The sequence below is a fragment of the Streptomyces sp. NPDC048295 genome (assembly GCF_040652135.1).
Lineage (GTDB): Bacteria > Actinomycetota > Actinomycetes > Streptomycetales > Streptomycetaceae > Streptomyces.
This window is the reverse complement of record NZ_JBEZLL010000049.1, coordinates 16527-32456: the sequence shown is the minus strand read 5'-3', so window position 1 is coordinate 32456 and position 15930 is coordinate 16527. Positions and strand designations below refer to the sequence as shown.

The window sequence follows — 15930 nt, the reverse complement described above, 5'->3', positions numbered from 1 at the left end:
GCGTAAGAACCGTCCGACTGAGCATGATCGCCACATCCGGATCATGTCACCCACCAGCAAGAACACATCACCCGCAATCACGCACCAGCTCGTTAGGTGAGCAGTTCGCGGAACCTCGGGCGCTGGAGGGGGGTGGGGGCGGCTGGAGGTGTCCGGGTCCTCCTCGAAGACGACCGGGTCCTCGATCCCCGCCTCGTCCAGGACAAGGTTCTGCCGGGCGGTCGACTGCTGGTCGGTCGAGACCCGCTTGCAGACCAGGTTCGTCACCAAGGGGCCCCTTCCGTACGAAGGATCGGGCCCTATCTGTTGTCAATCCCTGTCAGCAATCACCATTGGATCTGATTGGAATCGCGCCGCCTCAGACCCCCTGATTGCGCAAGTTCATTGGACGCGTCAGCCGCCTGTCGTCAAACGATGGCACCCTCAAATGATCAACGCACCACCCACAGATGATCACGTGATCGTGGAGGTACAGGTGCGTGACTACGGGTTTTCGCCGGCTCAGCAGGACGAGATTTGGAGACGCTTGCGCGAGGGGCAGTCGTTCAGCTTGATCGGGCGGGCGCTCGGGGCACCGATGCATCACGCTCGTCGCTTTGTACCAGAGCGGCGGCGTCCGTCTCGCCCCTCAAGCACGTTCAGAACGGCATCTGAGCGGCAGCGAGCGAGAGGAGATATCTCGCGGCATCGCCGCCGGGGAATCGGCCCGGCAGCTGGCCAAGCGGCTAGGCCGATCCCCTTCGACCGTCTCCCGCGAGATCGCCCGCAATGGCGGCCGGGACCGCTACCGAGCCGCCTCGGCCGATGTGGCCGCCTACGAGAGCGGGCGCTGGCCCAAAGCAGGCAAAGCTTGCCCAACGGCCTTCTCTGCGCGCCCTGGTGGAGGCAAAGCTGGCTCTGTGCTGGTCGCCCGAGCAGATCGCAGGATGGTTGCGCCGGCAGTTTCCTGGTGACACCGCCATGCAGATCTCGCATGAAGCGATCTACCTCTCGCTCTACGACCCTCGCCGACGCCAGGCGATCGACTGCACTCTCACCCAGCGACTGTGGTCAGCCAGGCCGATGCGCCGCCCGAAGATCGCCCGTCGGCCCACCGGGCGGGGGATCATCCGCGGCATGGTGTCGATCACGGACCGCCCCGCCGAGGTCGAGAACCGCAAGGTTCCCGGCCATTGGGAGGGTGACCTCGTGATGGGCACCCGGCCCTCGGCGGTCGCCACGCTCGTCGAGCGCACCAGCCGCTACACGGCCATCGTTGCGCTGCCGGACGGCATCAAGGCTGAGCAGGTCACTCCGCACCTCACCAGGAGTCTCCTCGGCATCCCGCCCCAACTGCGGCGCACGCTCACCTGGGACCGGGGCCGGGAGATCGCCGCGCACCAAGCCATCACCGCCCGGACCGGGATGCCGATCTACCTCTGCAAGCCGCGGAGCCCGTGGCAGCGCGGCACCAACGAGAACACCAACCGGCTGCTTCGGCAGTACCTTCCCAAGGGCGCGGACCTCCGCACGTTCAGCCAGGACGACCTGGACGCCATCGCCCACGAGCTCAACCATCGTCCGCGCAAGACCCATGGGTACCGAACTCCGGCAGAGGTCTACGCTGACCTTCTGAACAGCGGTGATGCGCTGACCGCTTGAGCTCGCCATCGTTTGCCGACGGGAGGGCGATGCGTCCGGGTGTTGTAGTCGGGACAGACTGCTGTCTGCCATCGGTGAACACCATCCCGAGCGGGCGCAACGGTCAGTACCGTCCAGACTCATGACAACGATTACGACGCGTACGGTCGAGTATCCGGCCGACGGTTTGACGATGATCGGGCACCTCGCGCTCCCGGCCGGTGCCGACCGCCGGCCCGCGGTGCTGCTCGGACCAGAGGGCACGGGGCTCAGCGACGTCGAGCGCCGCAGGGCCGATGCTCTCGCCGAGCTGGGATATGTAGCGCTGGCCTTCGACCTTCACGGCGGGCGCTATTTGGGTGACCCCGAGGAGATGCTGGCCCGTTGCATGCCGCTGCTCGCCGACCCCGACCGGATGCGGGGCATCGGCCACGCGGCGCTCGACGTGCTGCGCACCGAACCGCGGACCGACCACGACCGGATCGCCGCCGTCGGCTACGGCACGGGGGGCGCCATTGCGTTGGAACTCGGGCGCGATGGCGTCAACCTGCGCGCGATCGGGACAGTCAACGCGCTCACCACGGGCCGACCGGGCGAGGCGGCGCGCATTCGCTGCCCGGTCTGGGCCGGGGTCGGGTCGCAGGACCCGATCATGCCGCCCGCCCAACGGGACGCGTTCACCGCAGAGATGGAGGCTGCGGGTGTCGACTGGCGCCTCGTGGTTTACGGGGGAGCCCTTCACGCCTTCCACCATCCACCGGTCGACCACACCGTGCGTCCCGGCGTCGGTTACCACCCACGGCACGCACAGCGAGCCTGGCGTGACGTCGTCGCTCTGCTCACCGAGTGCCTGCCGGGTGCCGTTCCTGAGCGAACGGGTTTGTGATCCGGGAGGTCTCGATGACGTTCATCGGAATGCATTTCGGCAGGCTCTCGACGGCGAGACTGCCATCGACCTCGCCTTCCTCAGCACGCATCCGCATGCCATCAGCCCCTTCGGGCCGGACTCCACGGCTCTCTCAGCGGCTCTCTCAGCGGCTCAAGTAGCTCGCGTTGCGGAACTGCTCGGGCAGATCGACTTTCCGGCCCCCTTGCCGACAGACGATACAGAGGCCGCCGCCTTGATCCGCAGCAACGGCGCAGACAAGATCGTCGGTGGCCCGAAGAAGTACCTGCTTGGGCACTTCGACGCCGTGCGCGAGTTCTACCGTGGTGCATCCCAACGGCAGCATCTCGTCGTGCTCTGGTGGGACTGACACGGATCGCCTCACCGTCGGCTCACGTCAGCAGCTGGGGAATTGCATGAACTTCCGCCTGGGGAATTTCACGATCGTCCACACGGCCCCGTAGGAATCAGCCTGCGGGGCCGTGCAGCGGCCACCCGGTTCGGGCACGCCGTTCTGCGTGACTCGCATCCATTTCGCCGACCGCGCCGCCGCGCGGTCGGCTCTGCTGCCGTACCCGCGTTACGCCTGGGTGGTCCGACTGAAGGAGGCGATGCGGGCAGCGGCGGCGGTCAGTTGCGGATGAGCAGAACGAGGCCGGCGAGCACCACGGCGAGTGCCACGGCAGCGGCCCCGTAAGCAAGCCGGTGTGCACGCAGCCCGGGCAGGAATCGGTCGATGGCAGTCCTGCCCGGCCCGGTGAGGGCGAGTCCGGCGGCACCGGCGGCCAGCAGGACTTCGTACTCGACGCCCTGCGGAGCGAAGAAGCCGCCGCCCCACTTGACGGCGAGGGCGTTGATCATGGTGCCGAGGACGGCGGCGCCGGCGAGCGGCGTCAGCAGGCCGAGCACCAGGCCGAGCCCGCCGAGGACCTCGCTCAGTCCGGCGATGGCGGCCATCGTCTCACCCGAGGGGTAGCCGCTCATTGTGAAGAACTGGCCGGTGCTCTTGAGACCTCCGCCGCCGAACCAGCCGAACAGCTTCTGCGCACCGTGGGCTGCGACGGTCAGTCCGAGGGCGATGCGGATGATCAGCAGTCCGACGTCGTAGGCGTGCGGCGAGGTGCCCTCGGTGACGCCGGGGTGCGAATCGAGGGAACGGGTGAGTATGGAAGCCATGTTGAACGGATCCTTCAGGGAAGAACGAGAAGTCTTACTTGAGAGTTCAAGCATCTCCACAATAGTCGATGTGTGAAGCTTCAAGCATTTCGGGGATGGGATCGGCCGCCACCGCACCGCGGGAGTAGCCAACGGCCTTGCCCCGGCGCCCGGGCGCCCGGGCGTCCACGAGTGATCCCGATCGGGGCGGCGGGCAAGGGGAGACAGCGGACCTGTCGGACCGGGACCCGGCGGTCGGGGACCGCTCCTGTCTACGGGTGTGAGATCTGCGGGGTCACGGCCGGGCGGGGTGCACGGTCGAGGTCGGCGAGCAGGCGTTCGGCGTCGGTCATCAGTGATCCGTATACGTGCCAGGCGCCGGGCTCGGTCAGGGTGCCGTGCTCGATCTCGCTGGTCATCATCGCGTGCCACTGGGCGGCGTCGTCGATGGCCCGGCGCAGCCGCTCGCGCGCGTCGTCCCGGGCCGGACGGTCGGCCGGGCCGGGGGCGGCGAAGTACGTCACCGCCTCACCCGCCGCTTCCAGGGTCGCCGCATAGCGGTCGAGGAACATCTGCCCCAGGCGGTGGTCGTCGACGGTGTCGGCCAGCGTCCGGGCGATGCCGCGGACCTGGAACGTGATCCGGTGCAGAGCGCGCAGGGCCTCGCCGTGGCCCGACGGCTCGCGTCGTCCGCGTACCGCGACGCACCGCGTGTTCCAGCGCAGGCTCTCCTGGCTCTCACGGACGTCCTCGTGCGCCCGCACCGCCAGGTCCTCCAGGCGCCTGCCCCTTTCCAGCCAGGTGTCCGCGCGGTCGGCGTGCTGCCGCCCCCTCAGCCCGCGGCCCATGTCGACCAGCAGCTCGCCCGTGGCCGCGGCCAGACCGCGCACCGCGGAACCGGAGGCGCCCAGGTGTACGGGCGGCAGGACAAGGGCGTTCACCGCGACCCCCACCACAGCCCCGGTCAACGCCGCCAGCGTCAGCGCGACCACATGGCCCACGGGAACGGCCGTCGCCGCAGCCAGGGCCAGCACCGCCGTCGAGGCGACCTGCACACGGCCGTCCGAACCCCGCCGCCCGGCCACGACCAGCGCGATCGCCGGAATGGCGGCGGCACTCCCCGCGGCCGGGCCCAGCAGCCACACGACGGCCACGGCCACCGCCAGCCCGGCCGCCCGGGCGGCCACGCTGCGCAGCGCCTGCGTCACCGACCGGTAGACGTTGGGGGCACTGACCATGGCCAGCGCGGTGGCCACGGCGAGATACCGCTGCTCTCCCGGCAACCACCACGAAGCGGCCTGCCAGGCCAGGAGGGCCGCGATCAGGACCTTGACGGCCCGTACCACGGCCGGCTGCACCGCTGCGGACCGTATCGCCCCGGGCCGCCCCGCCCCCACGACTCGCGGTGGCCACCAGGACCGCCCCGCGTCCCGCCGCCACACAGCGACGGTGTGACCACGTGCAAGGATATGTTCTGTCATGCTTCCGGCTCCTGCCTCATCCTTCATCCGCGACGGCGCTGCGCCGCTCGTCCGATCGGTTCAGGACGCCCCGTTCAGGAACCGGTCGAGGTGGCCGTCCAGGTCCAGTGCCTCGGCCTCCTGGGCGGCGGGCACCAGCTGGTAGGTGCGCAGCAGCCAGTGCTTGAGGGCCGGGAGCGGAGCGACCAGGTGGGCGGAGCCGCTCGGAGAATTCAGGAGAACGTGCAGGAGGGCGCCTGAGCCGGTGCCGGTGGGCCGTACCCGCACGTCACCCTCTCCGCTGGGTGCCAGCATTCCCCGGGCGAGCAGCTCGCGTGAGATGACCCAGGGGACGGAGCCTCGGACGAGGTCATGGAAGAGGAACTCCACCACCAGCGGGTCCTGCGACCTGTAGAGCAGATGGGCTGGTACCGGGAACCGTGTGCCCAGGGGCGACACGAGCTCCATGTCGAGCATGCCGTCGAGGCAAGTGATCATGGCTTTGTCTTGGGTCGGGGCCGGGGCGGCGCCTGGCCTGTGGTGACGCTGATTGCGGCGCTCCCGCTGTCCTGGGATGCCCGCCCGCATGTGATTCGGGCCGTGTCACTTGCCCGTCGGTGTGCGGCGGACCGGGCCGGTGATGGCCCTGATGCCCGCGATTCTCAGCGGTGTGAACGGTCGTGGTGCTCCAGGCTGCCCCAGTAGGTGTGTCCGTGGTCCTCGGTCCAGCGGATCTGGTCGAGAACCCACTGGCGACGCTCTTCGTCGATTCGCGCCTGGTAACCGTGGCGGTCATCGTGCCGGATCCAGTGGCGGCCTCCATCGCGATCCTGCTTCCAGTGGCCCCGGCTGTCGCTGCCCCGGCCGCCGAGTGCGCCGTGCCGGTCTCCGTTGTGGATGTGCCGGTTCCCGTCCTGGTGGTCGGTGATCCGGATGGTTGATACGGCGCCCGGCTGGGTGCTGCTCGGGTGTGTCGCCGCCGAGGCGGTGCCGCCGGCGGCGAGAAGTCCGGCTGCGGCGATGGCGGTCGAGGCGATTGCGACGACAGTCCGACGAATGATGCTGCTTGTCATGATTTACCCTCTTTCTCGACCCTGTGATGTACATGGGCGAGTTAGTGCGTGTTTGCCTTGCTGGCAGTGAAGACACTAACCCCGAATGGTTGAATGATGAACTACCTCTGGGGAGTGAGGTCCACCACGCGCCGAAGAGCCGTTGCGTCGGAATACTCGCGCGAAACCCGATGTTGCGAGCCGCTTCCGGGGCGGCAGCCGAGGGTCTTCTCACCAGGGGCCACTGGGTTTGAGCCGCTTTGACGGACAACCGAATCAGGCGGGGCTGAGTCAGCGTGAGGTACGCGTACTTCTGCGAGATCTCCTCCGGTCCGGCTTCGGGAACCGCAGGCCATGCCATGCGTTCAGAGCTCAGGCCGACAGACGAGGCGACCCCGCCGCCGGTCCCGGGGCCGCCACCACGGGGCAGGCATGGAACGCTCTGCCGGACGGCTGCGGCCAGGGTGGTGGGGCCGGTGAGGCCCGGTGGGAGGGTGGCCGCGAGCCGGCCACCGTGGTGTTCGGCGAGATCGGCCACCGCTTGCAGGGCGGCCAGGTCGGAGGGCGCGAAGCAGCCCGGCTGGGCCTGGGCCCGGGCCATGATTCCCTGTGCTTGTTCGGCGACTGCGCCGTAGGGGCCGGCCGCCGGTCCTGCACTGGTAGGCAGATCCGAGGGTGGCAGCTGCTGCCAGGCCTCGCGGAACTCCGCCACCCGGCGGCGCGCGTGGAAGCGCCGAGCTCCTTGCTCATATCGGTGCCCGCCCATGCCTGGAAGCCGCGGGCGACCGCGCGGAGGCCTCCACGGCGTCGTCCCGCGTGGCATTCGGGAGCGAGGCGTTGGAGCGCAGGGTGCTGTGCAGTCGGCGGATCTCTGCGAGGTTCTGGCTCTGGGCGGCGGCCACGGCGTCGGCACCGGGGCGCTCGCGGAGCGGACTGCCGTAGGCCAGGGCTGCGCCGGAGAGCTTGAGCAGTGCTTCGGCGGTCGGCAGTTCCGGGCGTGTGGCTCCGTTGCGCAGCCGGTCGGCGCCGGCCTGTGCCCAGTGGGCGATGGTCTCGCAGGAGCGGACGGAGACGGTCCGCCAGAACCATTGGACGCGTACGTCGTCGGCCAGCTGCTCCAAGTACGGACCGGCCTCCTCCTTGATGACGTCCCACAGATGGGCAGCGGCGCCGCGGACGGTCTGCAGCTGCTGCCACTCCGGCAGGTCCTTGAGCGCCGGAGCATGACGGTCGGCTTCCTGCAGGGCGGTGTTGACCGTGGCTGCCGCCTGCCGCCTGCCGCCTGCCGGGCGTCGGCTGTTCTGACTGAGGCGGGCGCGGGCGCGGTGGCTGCGGGGCTCGGACCGGTGTGGTCGGTGGCGGTCCGTGGGCCGGGCGGGGTGCGCCGCCACTGCTGCTCCAGGGTGCGCAGGTTGTCGTCGAGGGCGGCGCGCAGGTCCTGGGCGGTGCCCAGTTCGGGCGGGGCGACGTCGGCCCATGCCTCCTCCACCCTCTCGAGCGCCTCGGACAGGTCCACCGGCTCGATGAGGTCGGTGGACCACTGGTCCACAGGATCGTGGTCATCGGCCCAGCCTGTTCGGCCTGTTCGGACGGATTCCGGGGGAGTGGTGGCCGGGGCGGACGAGGCCGCCTCCGTCTCCATCCGTGTCTGTTTCTGGGCGCCGACGGATGCCTTCAGCTTCCATGTCGGTGCGCCGTAGCCGTCGTACAGGATCCCGTCGCGTGCGGTCCACCCTGCGCCGTCCGGGAGGTGGTTGCCGGCCCACAGCGGGAGCTCGCGCCGCACTTCGGGCATCGCCGCCTCGGCGTTCGCCCGCGCCCGCTCCTCCAGCGGGGACGGGGACGATGGTGGCGCCTGCGGAGCGGAGGCGGGAGAGCGGGTGGCCCGGGATGTCCGGGCAGCTGCCCGGACGGAAGTGCCGGACGTCTCCGGGGTCGGTTCGGTGGTGGGTCCGGCCAAGTGGCCAGATGGGTTCTCAGCCGACCGGAAACATTCACGGAAGTCGAGCAGCTACGGCTCAAGGCCGTGCTGGCCAACTGCCCCGAGCTTGATGCCCTCACCAGTCACGTCCGGTCCTTCGCCCAGATGCTCACCGACCGCCAAGGCCAACGACTCCCCGAATGGCTCGACATCGTCCGCCAGGACGACCTGCCCAGCCTCCACACCCTCGCCGCAGGCATCGACGGCGACCGCGACGCCGTGATCGCCGGCCTCACCCTGCCCTGGAACTCAGGCATGGTCGAAGGACACGTCAACCGGGCTTCGCGGTCCTCCGCAAGCGATTCCTCCTCGCACAACAACCTGGCCGAGCATCACGAACATCCAGTTCTGGCCGTGGATGTCGCGCGAGTGCCAAGATGCGTGCCGAAGCGCAGACGGACACGGGAGGGAACGTATGCGACCGATGTCGGCAATGCGTGAGTGGAGTACACGGCGCAAGGTGACTACCGCTGCAAATACTGTGGCTGGGTGTGCTGATCACCGCCCTGATCATCTGGGACCTCTCGCTCTCCGTCCCCACCGCCATCGCGATATGCGCCGGTCCGGCCCTGGGAGGAGTGGTCGGTACCTGGGCCGCCTCGAAGACATCTGCCAGGTGACGATCAGCTACCACCTCACAGGAAGTGAGCCAGAACCCTGTCTCATCGAAGTTGGTTGTCTGCGTGACGCTGACCTGCGTGGACCGGATTGCGTGAGACGCGTGGACTCGGTTCGTTGAGACAGACTGCATCTGTCCGTCTCATGTGATCTCAGTCGATCCGGTTCGCCCGCGACGACGTCGATGGAGTGTCGCCGTGCCACAGCCGCCGATGCCTCGCGTCAATTTCCAGCTCAGCAGCTTGCTTCGGCTGGCAGGATCGAGGTCATGTCGATGGATCCGTTGGTGGCCCGGGCCCGTGGGCTCGGGGAGGACCTGGCCCGGGCGCCGGTGTCGTTCGCCCGCCGGGCTGCGTGAACGTTGTGGTCTCCCCGCTGTCCGGGCTGTGCCGGGCCGGCTGGGTCGGAGTGGTAGCTCTGGGCGGATCCGCGATCGTGACCGCGCCGAGTGACAGTGCCGCCGTGATCCGTTCGTAAGGCACTGGGCAGACTGCCGGAAGAGGCTGTCGTGGATAGCGCTTTGGTCCGGGAGGCCCTTCCGGTGGCTCGGGCGCTCGGGCCGGCGGCGCTGTCATATGTGTCCCTGCATGCCCGTCGACGGACGGGGTCTCGTCGGTCGGCGCGGCCAGCTGGTTCTTGCCCAGCAGGTAGGGCAGCGTCCGCGTGACGGCGGCCGTGACGTGGGTGTGGGTGACAGCCTTCCGGGCCGCGGTCAGCCCGTGTCCGGGATCCCAGATCTGCGAGGCGATCTCCTGCGGACCCGGCATCAGCGGCCAATCACCACCGGGCCACGACGGTGCGGGTCCGTCGGGCCCGGGAAGCGCGGCCGTGACCATCGCGTCGACAGCAGCCCCGCCGCCCAGCACCGCCGCGGCGCGCGTCCGCCAGTTGTGGCGTGGCGCCTCTGCCACCGCCTCGTCCTTGGACTGAGCCGTACGCCTCGCAGTAGCCCTCATCCGATCACGGCCGGCGTCCCTGCCGACAAGGTCGAGGACCTGCTGGCGGCTGTGTGAGAAGGCACTGCGCAGGTCCCCGTCGACGCCTACGAGTTCCCAAGCCCCTGTGCTCTCGCTCAGTTGACAGGGATCGGACACCGCCCTGGAGCCACCTGGACCAGGCTCTTCCGGGAGAAGTTCAGCCGGACCTGATCAAGTTTGGCGGTAGGAAAGGACGGGATCGCCCCACCCTCCGAGCCGACGGCACATCCCGAAGCGCCGCGGAAGCCACCAACGACGGCGTGCGGCCCCCGCATCGACAGTTGACCACTGGGGGCCCGCCAGATCTTCCACACCCCACCAGGTCTTCACCACCTTCTGGCCGTCCAATTTCAGCAGCGGCCACCGCGGCAGATGCAGACCGACGAAGAACATCGACACGTCATCGCCGCACTTGGTCGTGTAGAAGTGCCTTTCGACATCCGTATAGCTGGCGCCCAGGGCACAGTCCAGGCCCATGGTTCCACCGAGCCACGTCAGAGCCAGCTTGTCGCCGGCCGGAATCGACGGAATCAGCACGGGGTTGAACCATCGCTCGCGGCCCAGGCCACGGGTGAGTCCCGTTCGTGCAGCCTGGGCCACCACGATGTTGGTCGCGGGGCCGGTCCCGACGTTCACCAGCCACCACCTCGGCTCCCCACCAGCTTGCCCGCTCTCCCACATGAACTGGAGTACAGGCATGTACGCCCGTCGGCTGGACGTGTACGCAAGGATCAACGACCCCAGCGACACAAGTGCCGCCACGATCGAAATCAAGAGAGCCAACACCGTTTCCCCCCGGGTCGCGTCTCCAGCACATACCCAGAAGAACAAGGTGAGTCTCCTGCTCCAGCACAGCCAGTTCCCGGGGAGGCCGGGCGGAGCACACCGAGATCGGCGTGCCCGCAAGGCCGTACCCCTCGGACAGGATCTCTACTGGCCCGGCTGCCCGGGGGACGCCCGGTCCGACTCCGTACGAGCCACTGGCGCTTCCGATGTCGTCGGCCACTGACGTTCTCCTGTCGCCCGGTACTGGGTGGGGTGACTGTCGTTGGATAGCGAGATGTCAGTGGAGTCGGACACCCGATGCCGACGAGTCGGTCATCGGGGATGCCAGTACGGCGGTGGTGGCGCGGGTGCCTTGTCCGTCAGCGCGCGGCATCCCAGTTCAGGCTGATCACGGCGTACGACTCCCCGTTTCCCGGCGGCCGTGTCCATGAGCGGGTGGTGAAGGTGTGCAGCCGTCCGTTCGTGATCGCGTGGCACGGCAGTTGGACACCGAACTCGCCGGTCAAGGCCTCCAGCAGCTGCCGTTCTCCGTCCTCGTCCCGGGAGCCGAAAATCCGGCCCGGGTCCAGTACCCGTGGCATCTCCCCGGTTCGGCGGATCTGTCCGTCCGCGTACGTGAAGGCGTACTGCTCGGCACCGTTTTGCGCCACGGAGAGGTGGAAGAACGGTTCCCCGCGCCGGTTCCTCAGTCCGCTCCACACGACCACCGCGCGGGTGCCCGCGCTGGCGGCCGCGGCCGGGGAGACGAACCGCTAGCGCCTGCCCGATCCGGCAGCCTGTCTCGAACATCATGGCCATCAACAGCCGATCCCTCAACCGCTCGCACGTATCGAGGACCCGCTGCACCTCGGCGTAACACAGCAACAAAGGCCGCAGAGGCAGACCACGCCGCAACGCCCCCCGCCCGGCGAGGAGGTGTCCATCGCCCCCGTGCACGCCGAGCTGCACGCCCGTACCCCGGAATCCCCTGACCGACCACTCAGGTCGGATTGAGTACGTGCACTCATGTCCGGCGAATCCTTGCGCGGGGAGCATCGGTGCAGCGCCGCATCGGAGCGGCGCCGACCCGATTCAGTGCTGAGACAGTTACGGAGAATCCCGTGTCCCGACGTGTTGCTCTGTCCGTTGTTACCAGTGTCGTTCTTCTTGGTGGTGCCGGTGCCTTCGCCTTCGCCCAGGCCGCAGAGCGGGCCCCGGCGCTGATGCACAGCACTGCCCGCTACACCGCTCCCGACGGGGACCGTGATGGCGCGCTGGCCTTCGCCACCGAAGTCACGGCGTCCTCCGGTGTCAAGAGCGTGAAGGTACTGGCCTGGCCGCAGAACTCGTCCTTCGCCAAGAAGGGTCTGACCGCCAAGGACATGGCCGCAGTGGAGTCGGCCGATTGCAGGCCCTCCGCGCAGGACGCCATGCGCTGCACCTACACCGCCGAGGTCACCAGTGCCGACGCCGCGTCGTCCCCGCGCGGTGCCTGGCACGTCGCCGTCCTGGTGACCGCGCAGGACGGCACCACGGCCTTGGACACCGAGGCAGCCGGTTTCACCGTCCGGTGACCCGGAGGAGCAGCTGCGCGGAGGCGGCAGCGCTTGGCAACGAGGAGTCACGTCGTCTCCTGCGCACCGGCAGGTCCCGCGCTGTCACTGGAGCAAGCGGGATCGTCCCAGCTGCCGTTCCGCTGCAGGCAAGGAATGCCTCGATAGCGAAGGTGTCCGAGCGGAACGAAGCGTTGCCGGTTCTGGAATTCTGAGTGTCCGGGCCTATGGGCGCCTTCTCAGAAGCAGGTTGAGGAGGTGCTCATCGGGCTCGGTCCTGCGGTGTCTGCAGGGTGGCGAGTTCATCCCGCATCACAGCCAGGCGGTGACCAGCAATGGTGCGGAAGCTGTGTCAGATCTCAGTTGGCCCGTCGCCTACCGGCTGGGGCGTCGCGAGGTCGAGGCTTGCTCAGCCACATCAGAAGGATCTGGACCTTGTTCCATTTGGAGGTCTGACCCGGAGCCTGACGGTTTGATGTCCACTGGGTTGGGCTCGCGGATGGTACGCCGGATGACGTGACCCCCGTGGAAACGGCCGGATGCGCTGCCCCCGCGTGATACCGGGACGAGGTGGTGAACGTCGAGGGGAGAGGCCAAGGAGCCCCCATGGCCGCAGAGCTGGCAGGCCGAACCTGCGGCTTGCCGCGCTGCCTCACTTGTGTGGCACGCCTTGGCTCCCAGTACCTGCCGCTGCTCCTGGTCCAGGTGGCCAGTGCGATTCAACCTGTTGCAGCTGGCACACAGCACCACCATGTTCGGCGGCGTTTCCTCGGTACGGGGCGGCGTGAGCTTCGCTCGTCTGGCCAGAAGCCGGGAGATGATCACGGCGCAGGCTGCGATGCCCATGGCGCTGAGAGCGAGGATCCAGGGTAGGGGCCACCACTGGGCCGACGGCAGAGCAGGGTCGGTATGGGGGCGACCGACGGGCGCCGAGTCTCGGAGTCGACCGCCGACCGTCAGCCCGATGGCCGACAGGATCGCGGTGAACACGGCAGCGAAGGCCGCACGCAGTGTGGTCATGCCGCGTGTCGTGTGCCGAGCCACGGTGCCAGGGTGCTTGCCCATCAGCACTGCGGTCTCTGCCCGGGTGTGCCCGAGGGCATGCGTCGCCCACACCGCAGTGCGCTGAGGGACCGATAGCTCCAGCATGGCCTGATGCACCGCCTCTCGGTTCTCCACCAGCGTGCTGAAATCGGCGACGTATGGAGCAGGAGAGTCGAGCGGGTCGGCTACCCGCTTCTGATCCAGGCGTAGGTGCTCCGCCCGGCGCATGGCAAGGTGGCGGACTTCGGTACGAATCAACGCGTACATGTAGGGCACCGGCTGCAGCACAGCGCCTGGATTTCGCAGTGCTTTGGTGAACGCACTGCTCACGATATCGTCCGCTTCTGCTACAGACGCCGGCACGTTGGCGTCCTGGAGCAGCCGGCGGGCCTTCCGCGCCATCGCCTGGCGGTGCTGTTCGAACACTGTGCCGAGGGTCGCAGCGCTCACTTCCTCGCGCTCAGACACTCGACCTTTCCTTCCCCTTCTTCCACTCGGGTAGCGGCTGGAGGTGGACCTGCGCGGAGCGCTTGGCGCGGATGATCTCGGCTTTCCCGCGCGCCCGGTTCCGGTACGCCACACTGTTCAACAGCTTCTTCAGGCTCGGGGCCAGCAGAAGAACCAACAATGCCACCATGCCAAAAGTCTCCACAGTCCAACCTCTCAATCCGAGTCCGACCGTTGTGCATCCTCTACGCGCAGCGGCCGATCACTATGAAGAGCCGCGAGCCAGTCGTTCTGATGACATCCGGGGGCCGAAACTTTGGCCAGCGCAATAGGTGTTGGGGTGCTGGACGAGTCGACGCCCCCAATCGCTCACCAGGGCCGGAGGCGTCGCGCCGTAGCGAAGCTGGTCGGAATGGAGCGCTGTCGCAGTACGCGGCGGCCTGTTCGGGAGTGCTGTGCTGTGCGGCAAGCCGGGCCCATCCGGACGGTTTCCTCATCGATCCGATCGGGCTCGGCCTTCGCTTCTTCCGCGGCCGCCTTGTTGGCCTCCCACGATGCGAGGAGATCCTTGGTGGTTTGTTCGGCCTCGAGCTGGTCATCTCGACAGGGAGCGCCCCGCGCCCGCGAAGATGGTCCCAAGGCCGGAACTACTTCGGCTTCCGCCCTCTGGCCGAAAGCTGCGGCTTTCCGAGTGACGCGTCCAAGGGGGCCCAGACCGAGTGCATCACGTACGGCGGATCTCCTGACACCCACGGCACTGCATGGATTACATGACCGAGCTTGCCTCGACCCACTGGCAGGGAACAGACAGCTCCGGCGCGCGGAGCCGAGAATCGGTCGCCGGAGACGCAAGCAACTGAGGGCCGGTCTGGAGCGTGATGAGGACACTCAGCCAACTCCAAGGAGCGGACCATGTGCGACTCGTTGCCTGGTTCCGCTGACCTCGACTCCGCAGCGAAGAGCCACTTGCTCGGGGCCTGTGGGGGTGTGGAAGGTCAGGACGGTGCGAGGCGGCTGGTGTCCAGGTCCAGGTCGAACGGCTCGGGCAGGCGTGCCACCGTGCCAAAGGGGTGCGGGCCGTCAACGCGGGTGCAGCCGAGCCGGCCGGGCTGGGAGAACAGGGTGACGCCACCTTCGATCCGGTCGACGAGGAGGTACAGCGGGGCCCCGTACTCGGCGTACCGGCGGCGTTTCACGACCCGGTCCGTTTCGGCGTTCGACTCCGACGCCACCTCGACGATGAGGCGCGTCTGGCCGGGGAGGAGTGCGCCGCCCTTCGCGAGGGTTTCGGGGACGACGGCGATGTCGGGGACGTGCCAGTTTGACGTTACGGGCAGGTCGAGGTTCCCGGATCCTTCGATGCAGCTGACTTCGTCGACCCGGTCCTCGATCTGCCGCCGGACCAGCTTTGCGGCGCGTTCGTGGTCCCAGGTCGAAGTCACCGGCTCGATGATCTGGACACGGTCTCCACGGATGTGCTGGATGGCGTATTTGAGGGCGTGCTCGGTGCCGATGCCGTGGCCGTGGTCCGGTGCGCTGGTCATCGGGTCACGCTCCTGTGCGTGGTGCTCAACAGCATCATGATCCGATCGCGTGAGGGGACGCGCTGGGCACGGGCGGGACGAGCCGCCGCGCAGAATCGTGCCGGCCGTGGCACGCGTGCCGCATGGTGCAGATAACGGCTCCGAGCTGGGCCTGAGCGCCCGTGCGCCCCGCCTGGCTCCCTCCCCACGGGCAGAACCGTGACGGACCGTCGAACGCATGGGTGGACGCTGCGGGAAGTGCCATGGCCTACCGATGCTCGACGACCTGGTGAACGTCGCTCCTGGGGAATGGTGGTGCGAGAGGTGCTGGGAGGACTGGGCGTACGACGGCCTGGTTGAAGGCCGAAACCGGGGCGAGGATGATTCGCCGACCGTGCCGGCCAGTGACCTTGACGAAGCCCAGCATCGGCGAGGAAGAGCGTCGTAGGGACCGCGCCCCGCTGTTGCGTGGTCGCCCTCTCAGAGCGCCCCTGTTATGAAGGTGGCGGCCGTACATTCCGGGGGAGGGACACGTCGTGAACTTCGAGTTCGAGTGCTGGCGCTGCGACGCGGACTGCGTGGTGTACGGGAAGCCGGCCGGGTTCTGGACCGAGCAGTAGCGGCTGCCCGAAGTACGGGACTGCTGGAACTGTGGCGCCACCAACATCCCGCCGGACCCGCCCTGGACGCCCGCGCAGGGCGCACGCCCCCTTCCGCCTTGGAGAGCAGCATGGTTCTGCGTGCCACCCGCGACCCCGTGGTGACGCAGATGGACCCCCAGGTCCGCGTCGGACTCGACCTCCGGCGGGGCACACTGGACGCGTCCAGCGCCTGATGAGTCCGTCTTCT

Annotated in this window: 17 protein-coding genes and 2 pseudogenes; 8 read left to right on the top strand and 11 right to left on the bottom strand. The window is 68.3% G+C overall.

Annotated elements, in window-relative coordinates; genetic code table 11:
* Window positions 1–267, bottom strand: a pseudogene (locus AB0D53_RS40150) (hypothetical protein); the annotation flags it as partial.
* 329 nt (window positions 268–596) lie between these two features.
* Here AB0D53_RS40150 and AB0D53_RS40145 point away from each other — a divergent pair.
* The 5 genes from AB0D53_RS40145 to AB0D53_RS40125 all read left to right on the top strand — a co-directional run bounded on the left by AB0D53_RS40145 (window position 597) and on the right by AB0D53_RS40125 (window position 3150).
* On the top strand, window positions 597–953 hold the full coding sequence (locus AB0D53_RS40145; protein ID WP_362454309.1) for a helix-turn-helix domain-containing protein: 357 nt from the start codon (window positions 597–599) through the stop codon (window positions 951–953).
* Window positions 880–1641 carry an IS30 family transposase gene (locus tag AB0D53_RS40140; RefSeq protein ID WP_362454308.1) on the top strand — a complete coding sequence of 254 codons (762 nt, stop codon included), beginning with the start codon at window positions 880–882 and terminating at the stop codon, window positions 1639–1641. The genes AB0D53_RS40145 and AB0D53_RS40140 overlap by 74 nt, the downstream gene beginning before the upstream one ends.
* 121 nt (window positions 1642–1762) lie before the next feature.
* Entirely contained in the window at window positions 1763–2506 is a 744-nt protein-coding gene (locus AB0D53_RS40135; protein ID WP_362454307.1) for a dienelactone hydrolase family protein, read from the top strand.
* Window positions 2478–2876 carry a DUF1877 domain-containing protein gene (locus tag AB0D53_RS40130; protein ID WP_362454306.1) on the top strand — a complete coding sequence of 133 codons (399 nt, stop codon included), beginning with the start codon at window positions 2478–2480 and terminating at the stop codon, window positions 2874–2876. The genes AB0D53_RS40135 and AB0D53_RS40130 overlap by 29 nt, the downstream gene beginning before the upstream one ends.
* Before the next feature lie 148 nt (window positions 2877–3024).
* Window positions 3025–3150, top strand: coding sequence for a hypothetical protein (locus tag AB0D53_RS40125; RefSeq protein ID WP_362454305.1), 126 nt, complete (start codon window positions 3025–3027; stop codon window positions 3148–3150).
* Here the strand turns inward: AB0D53_RS40125 and AB0D53_RS40120 are convergent.
* The 5 genes from AB0D53_RS40120 to AB0D53_RS40100 all read right to left on the bottom strand — a co-directional run bounded on the left by AB0D53_RS40120 (window position 3137) and on the right by AB0D53_RS40100 (window position 7564).
* Entirely contained in the window at window positions 3137–3682 is a 546-nt protein-coding gene (locus tag AB0D53_RS40120; protein ID WP_362454304.1) for a DoxX family protein, read from the bottom strand. The genes AB0D53_RS40125 and AB0D53_RS40120 overlap by 14 nt on opposite strands.
* A gap of 251 nt (window positions 3683–3933) precedes the next feature.
* Complete coding sequence (locus AB0D53_RS40115; RefSeq protein WP_362454303.1) at window positions 3934–5019, bottom strand: hypothetical protein; 1086 nt, start codon at window positions 5017–5019, stop codon at window positions 3934–3936.
* 183 nt (window positions 5020–5202) lie between these two features.
* Entirely contained in the window at window positions 5203–5619 is a 417-nt protein-coding gene (locus AB0D53_RS40110; RefSeq protein ID WP_362454302.1) for an SsgA family sporulation/cell division regulator, read from the bottom strand.
* A 164-nt stretch (window positions 5620–5783) separates the two neighbouring features.
* Window positions 5784–6194, bottom strand: coding sequence for a hypothetical protein (locus AB0D53_RS40105; RefSeq protein WP_362454301.1), 411 nt, complete (start codon window positions 6192–6194; stop codon window positions 5784–5786).
* Window positions 6195–6919: 725 nt separating this feature from the next.
* Window positions 6920–7564, bottom strand: a complete 645-nt coding sequence (locus tag AB0D53_RS40100) for a hypothetical protein (RefSeq protein ID WP_362454300.1) — start codon at window positions 7562–7564, stop codon at window positions 6920–6922.
* 569 nt (window positions 7565–8133) lie between these two features.
* Between AB0D53_RS40100 and AB0D53_RS40095 the strand changes: the two genes are divergently transcribed.
* Together AB0D53_RS40095 and AB0D53_RS40090 are read left to right on the top strand one after the other, a co-directional pair.
* Entirely contained in the window at window positions 8134–8595 is a 462-nt protein-coding gene (locus tag AB0D53_RS40095) for a hypothetical protein (RefSeq protein ID WP_362454311.1), read from the top strand.
* Window positions 8596–8645: 50 nt separating this feature from the next.
* Window positions 8646–8774 carry a hypothetical protein gene (locus tag AB0D53_RS40090; RefSeq protein WP_362454299.1) on the top strand — a complete coding sequence of 43 codons (129 nt, stop codon included), beginning with the start codon at window positions 8646–8648 and terminating at the stop codon, window positions 8772–8774.
* A gap of 1146 nt (window positions 8775–9920) precedes the next feature.
* Here the strand turns inward: AB0D53_RS40090 and AB0D53_RS40085 are convergent.
* Together AB0D53_RS40085 and AB0D53_RS40080 are read right to left on the bottom strand one after the other, a co-directional pair.
* Entirely contained in the window at window positions 9921–10385 is a 465-nt protein-coding gene (locus AB0D53_RS40085; RefSeq protein ID WP_362454298.1) for a hypothetical protein, read from the bottom strand.
* A 509-nt stretch (window positions 10386–10894) separates the two neighbouring features.
* Window positions 10895–11287: pseudogene (locus AB0D53_RS40080) on the bottom strand (SMI1/KNR4 family protein); the annotation flags it as partial.
* Between the two features lie 348 nt (window positions 11288–11635).
* Here AB0D53_RS40080 and AB0D53_RS40075 point away from each other — a divergent pair.
* Complete coding sequence (locus tag AB0D53_RS40075) at window positions 11636–12088, top strand: DUF5707 domain-containing protein (protein WP_362454297.1); 453 nt, start codon at window positions 11636–11638, stop codon at window positions 12086–12088.
* A 354-nt stretch (window positions 12089–12442) separates the two neighbouring features.
* Here AB0D53_RS40075 and AB0D53_RS40070 read toward each other — a convergent pair whose 3' ends face one another.
* The 3 genes from AB0D53_RS40070 to AB0D53_RS40060 form a co-directional block, all read right to left on the bottom strand.
* Window positions 12443–13579 carry a sigma factor-like helix-turn-helix DNA-binding protein gene (locus AB0D53_RS40070; RefSeq protein ID WP_362454296.1) on the bottom strand — a complete coding sequence of 379 codons (1137 nt, stop codon included), beginning with the start codon at window positions 13577–13579 and terminating at the stop codon, window positions 12443–12445.
* Entirely contained in the window at window positions 13572–13748 is a 177-nt protein-coding gene (locus AB0D53_RS40065) for a hypothetical protein (RefSeq protein ID WP_362454295.1), read from the bottom strand. The genes AB0D53_RS40070 and AB0D53_RS40065 overlap by 8 nt, the downstream gene beginning before the upstream one ends.
* Before the next feature lie 805 nt (window positions 13749–14553).
* Window positions 14554–15102 (bottom strand): Uma2 family endonuclease, encoded by a 549-nt coding sequence (locus AB0D53_RS40060; RefSeq protein WP_362454294.1) that lies wholly within the window; start codon window positions 15100–15102, stop codon window positions 14554–14556.
* Window positions 15103–15930: the final 828 nt, after the last annotated feature.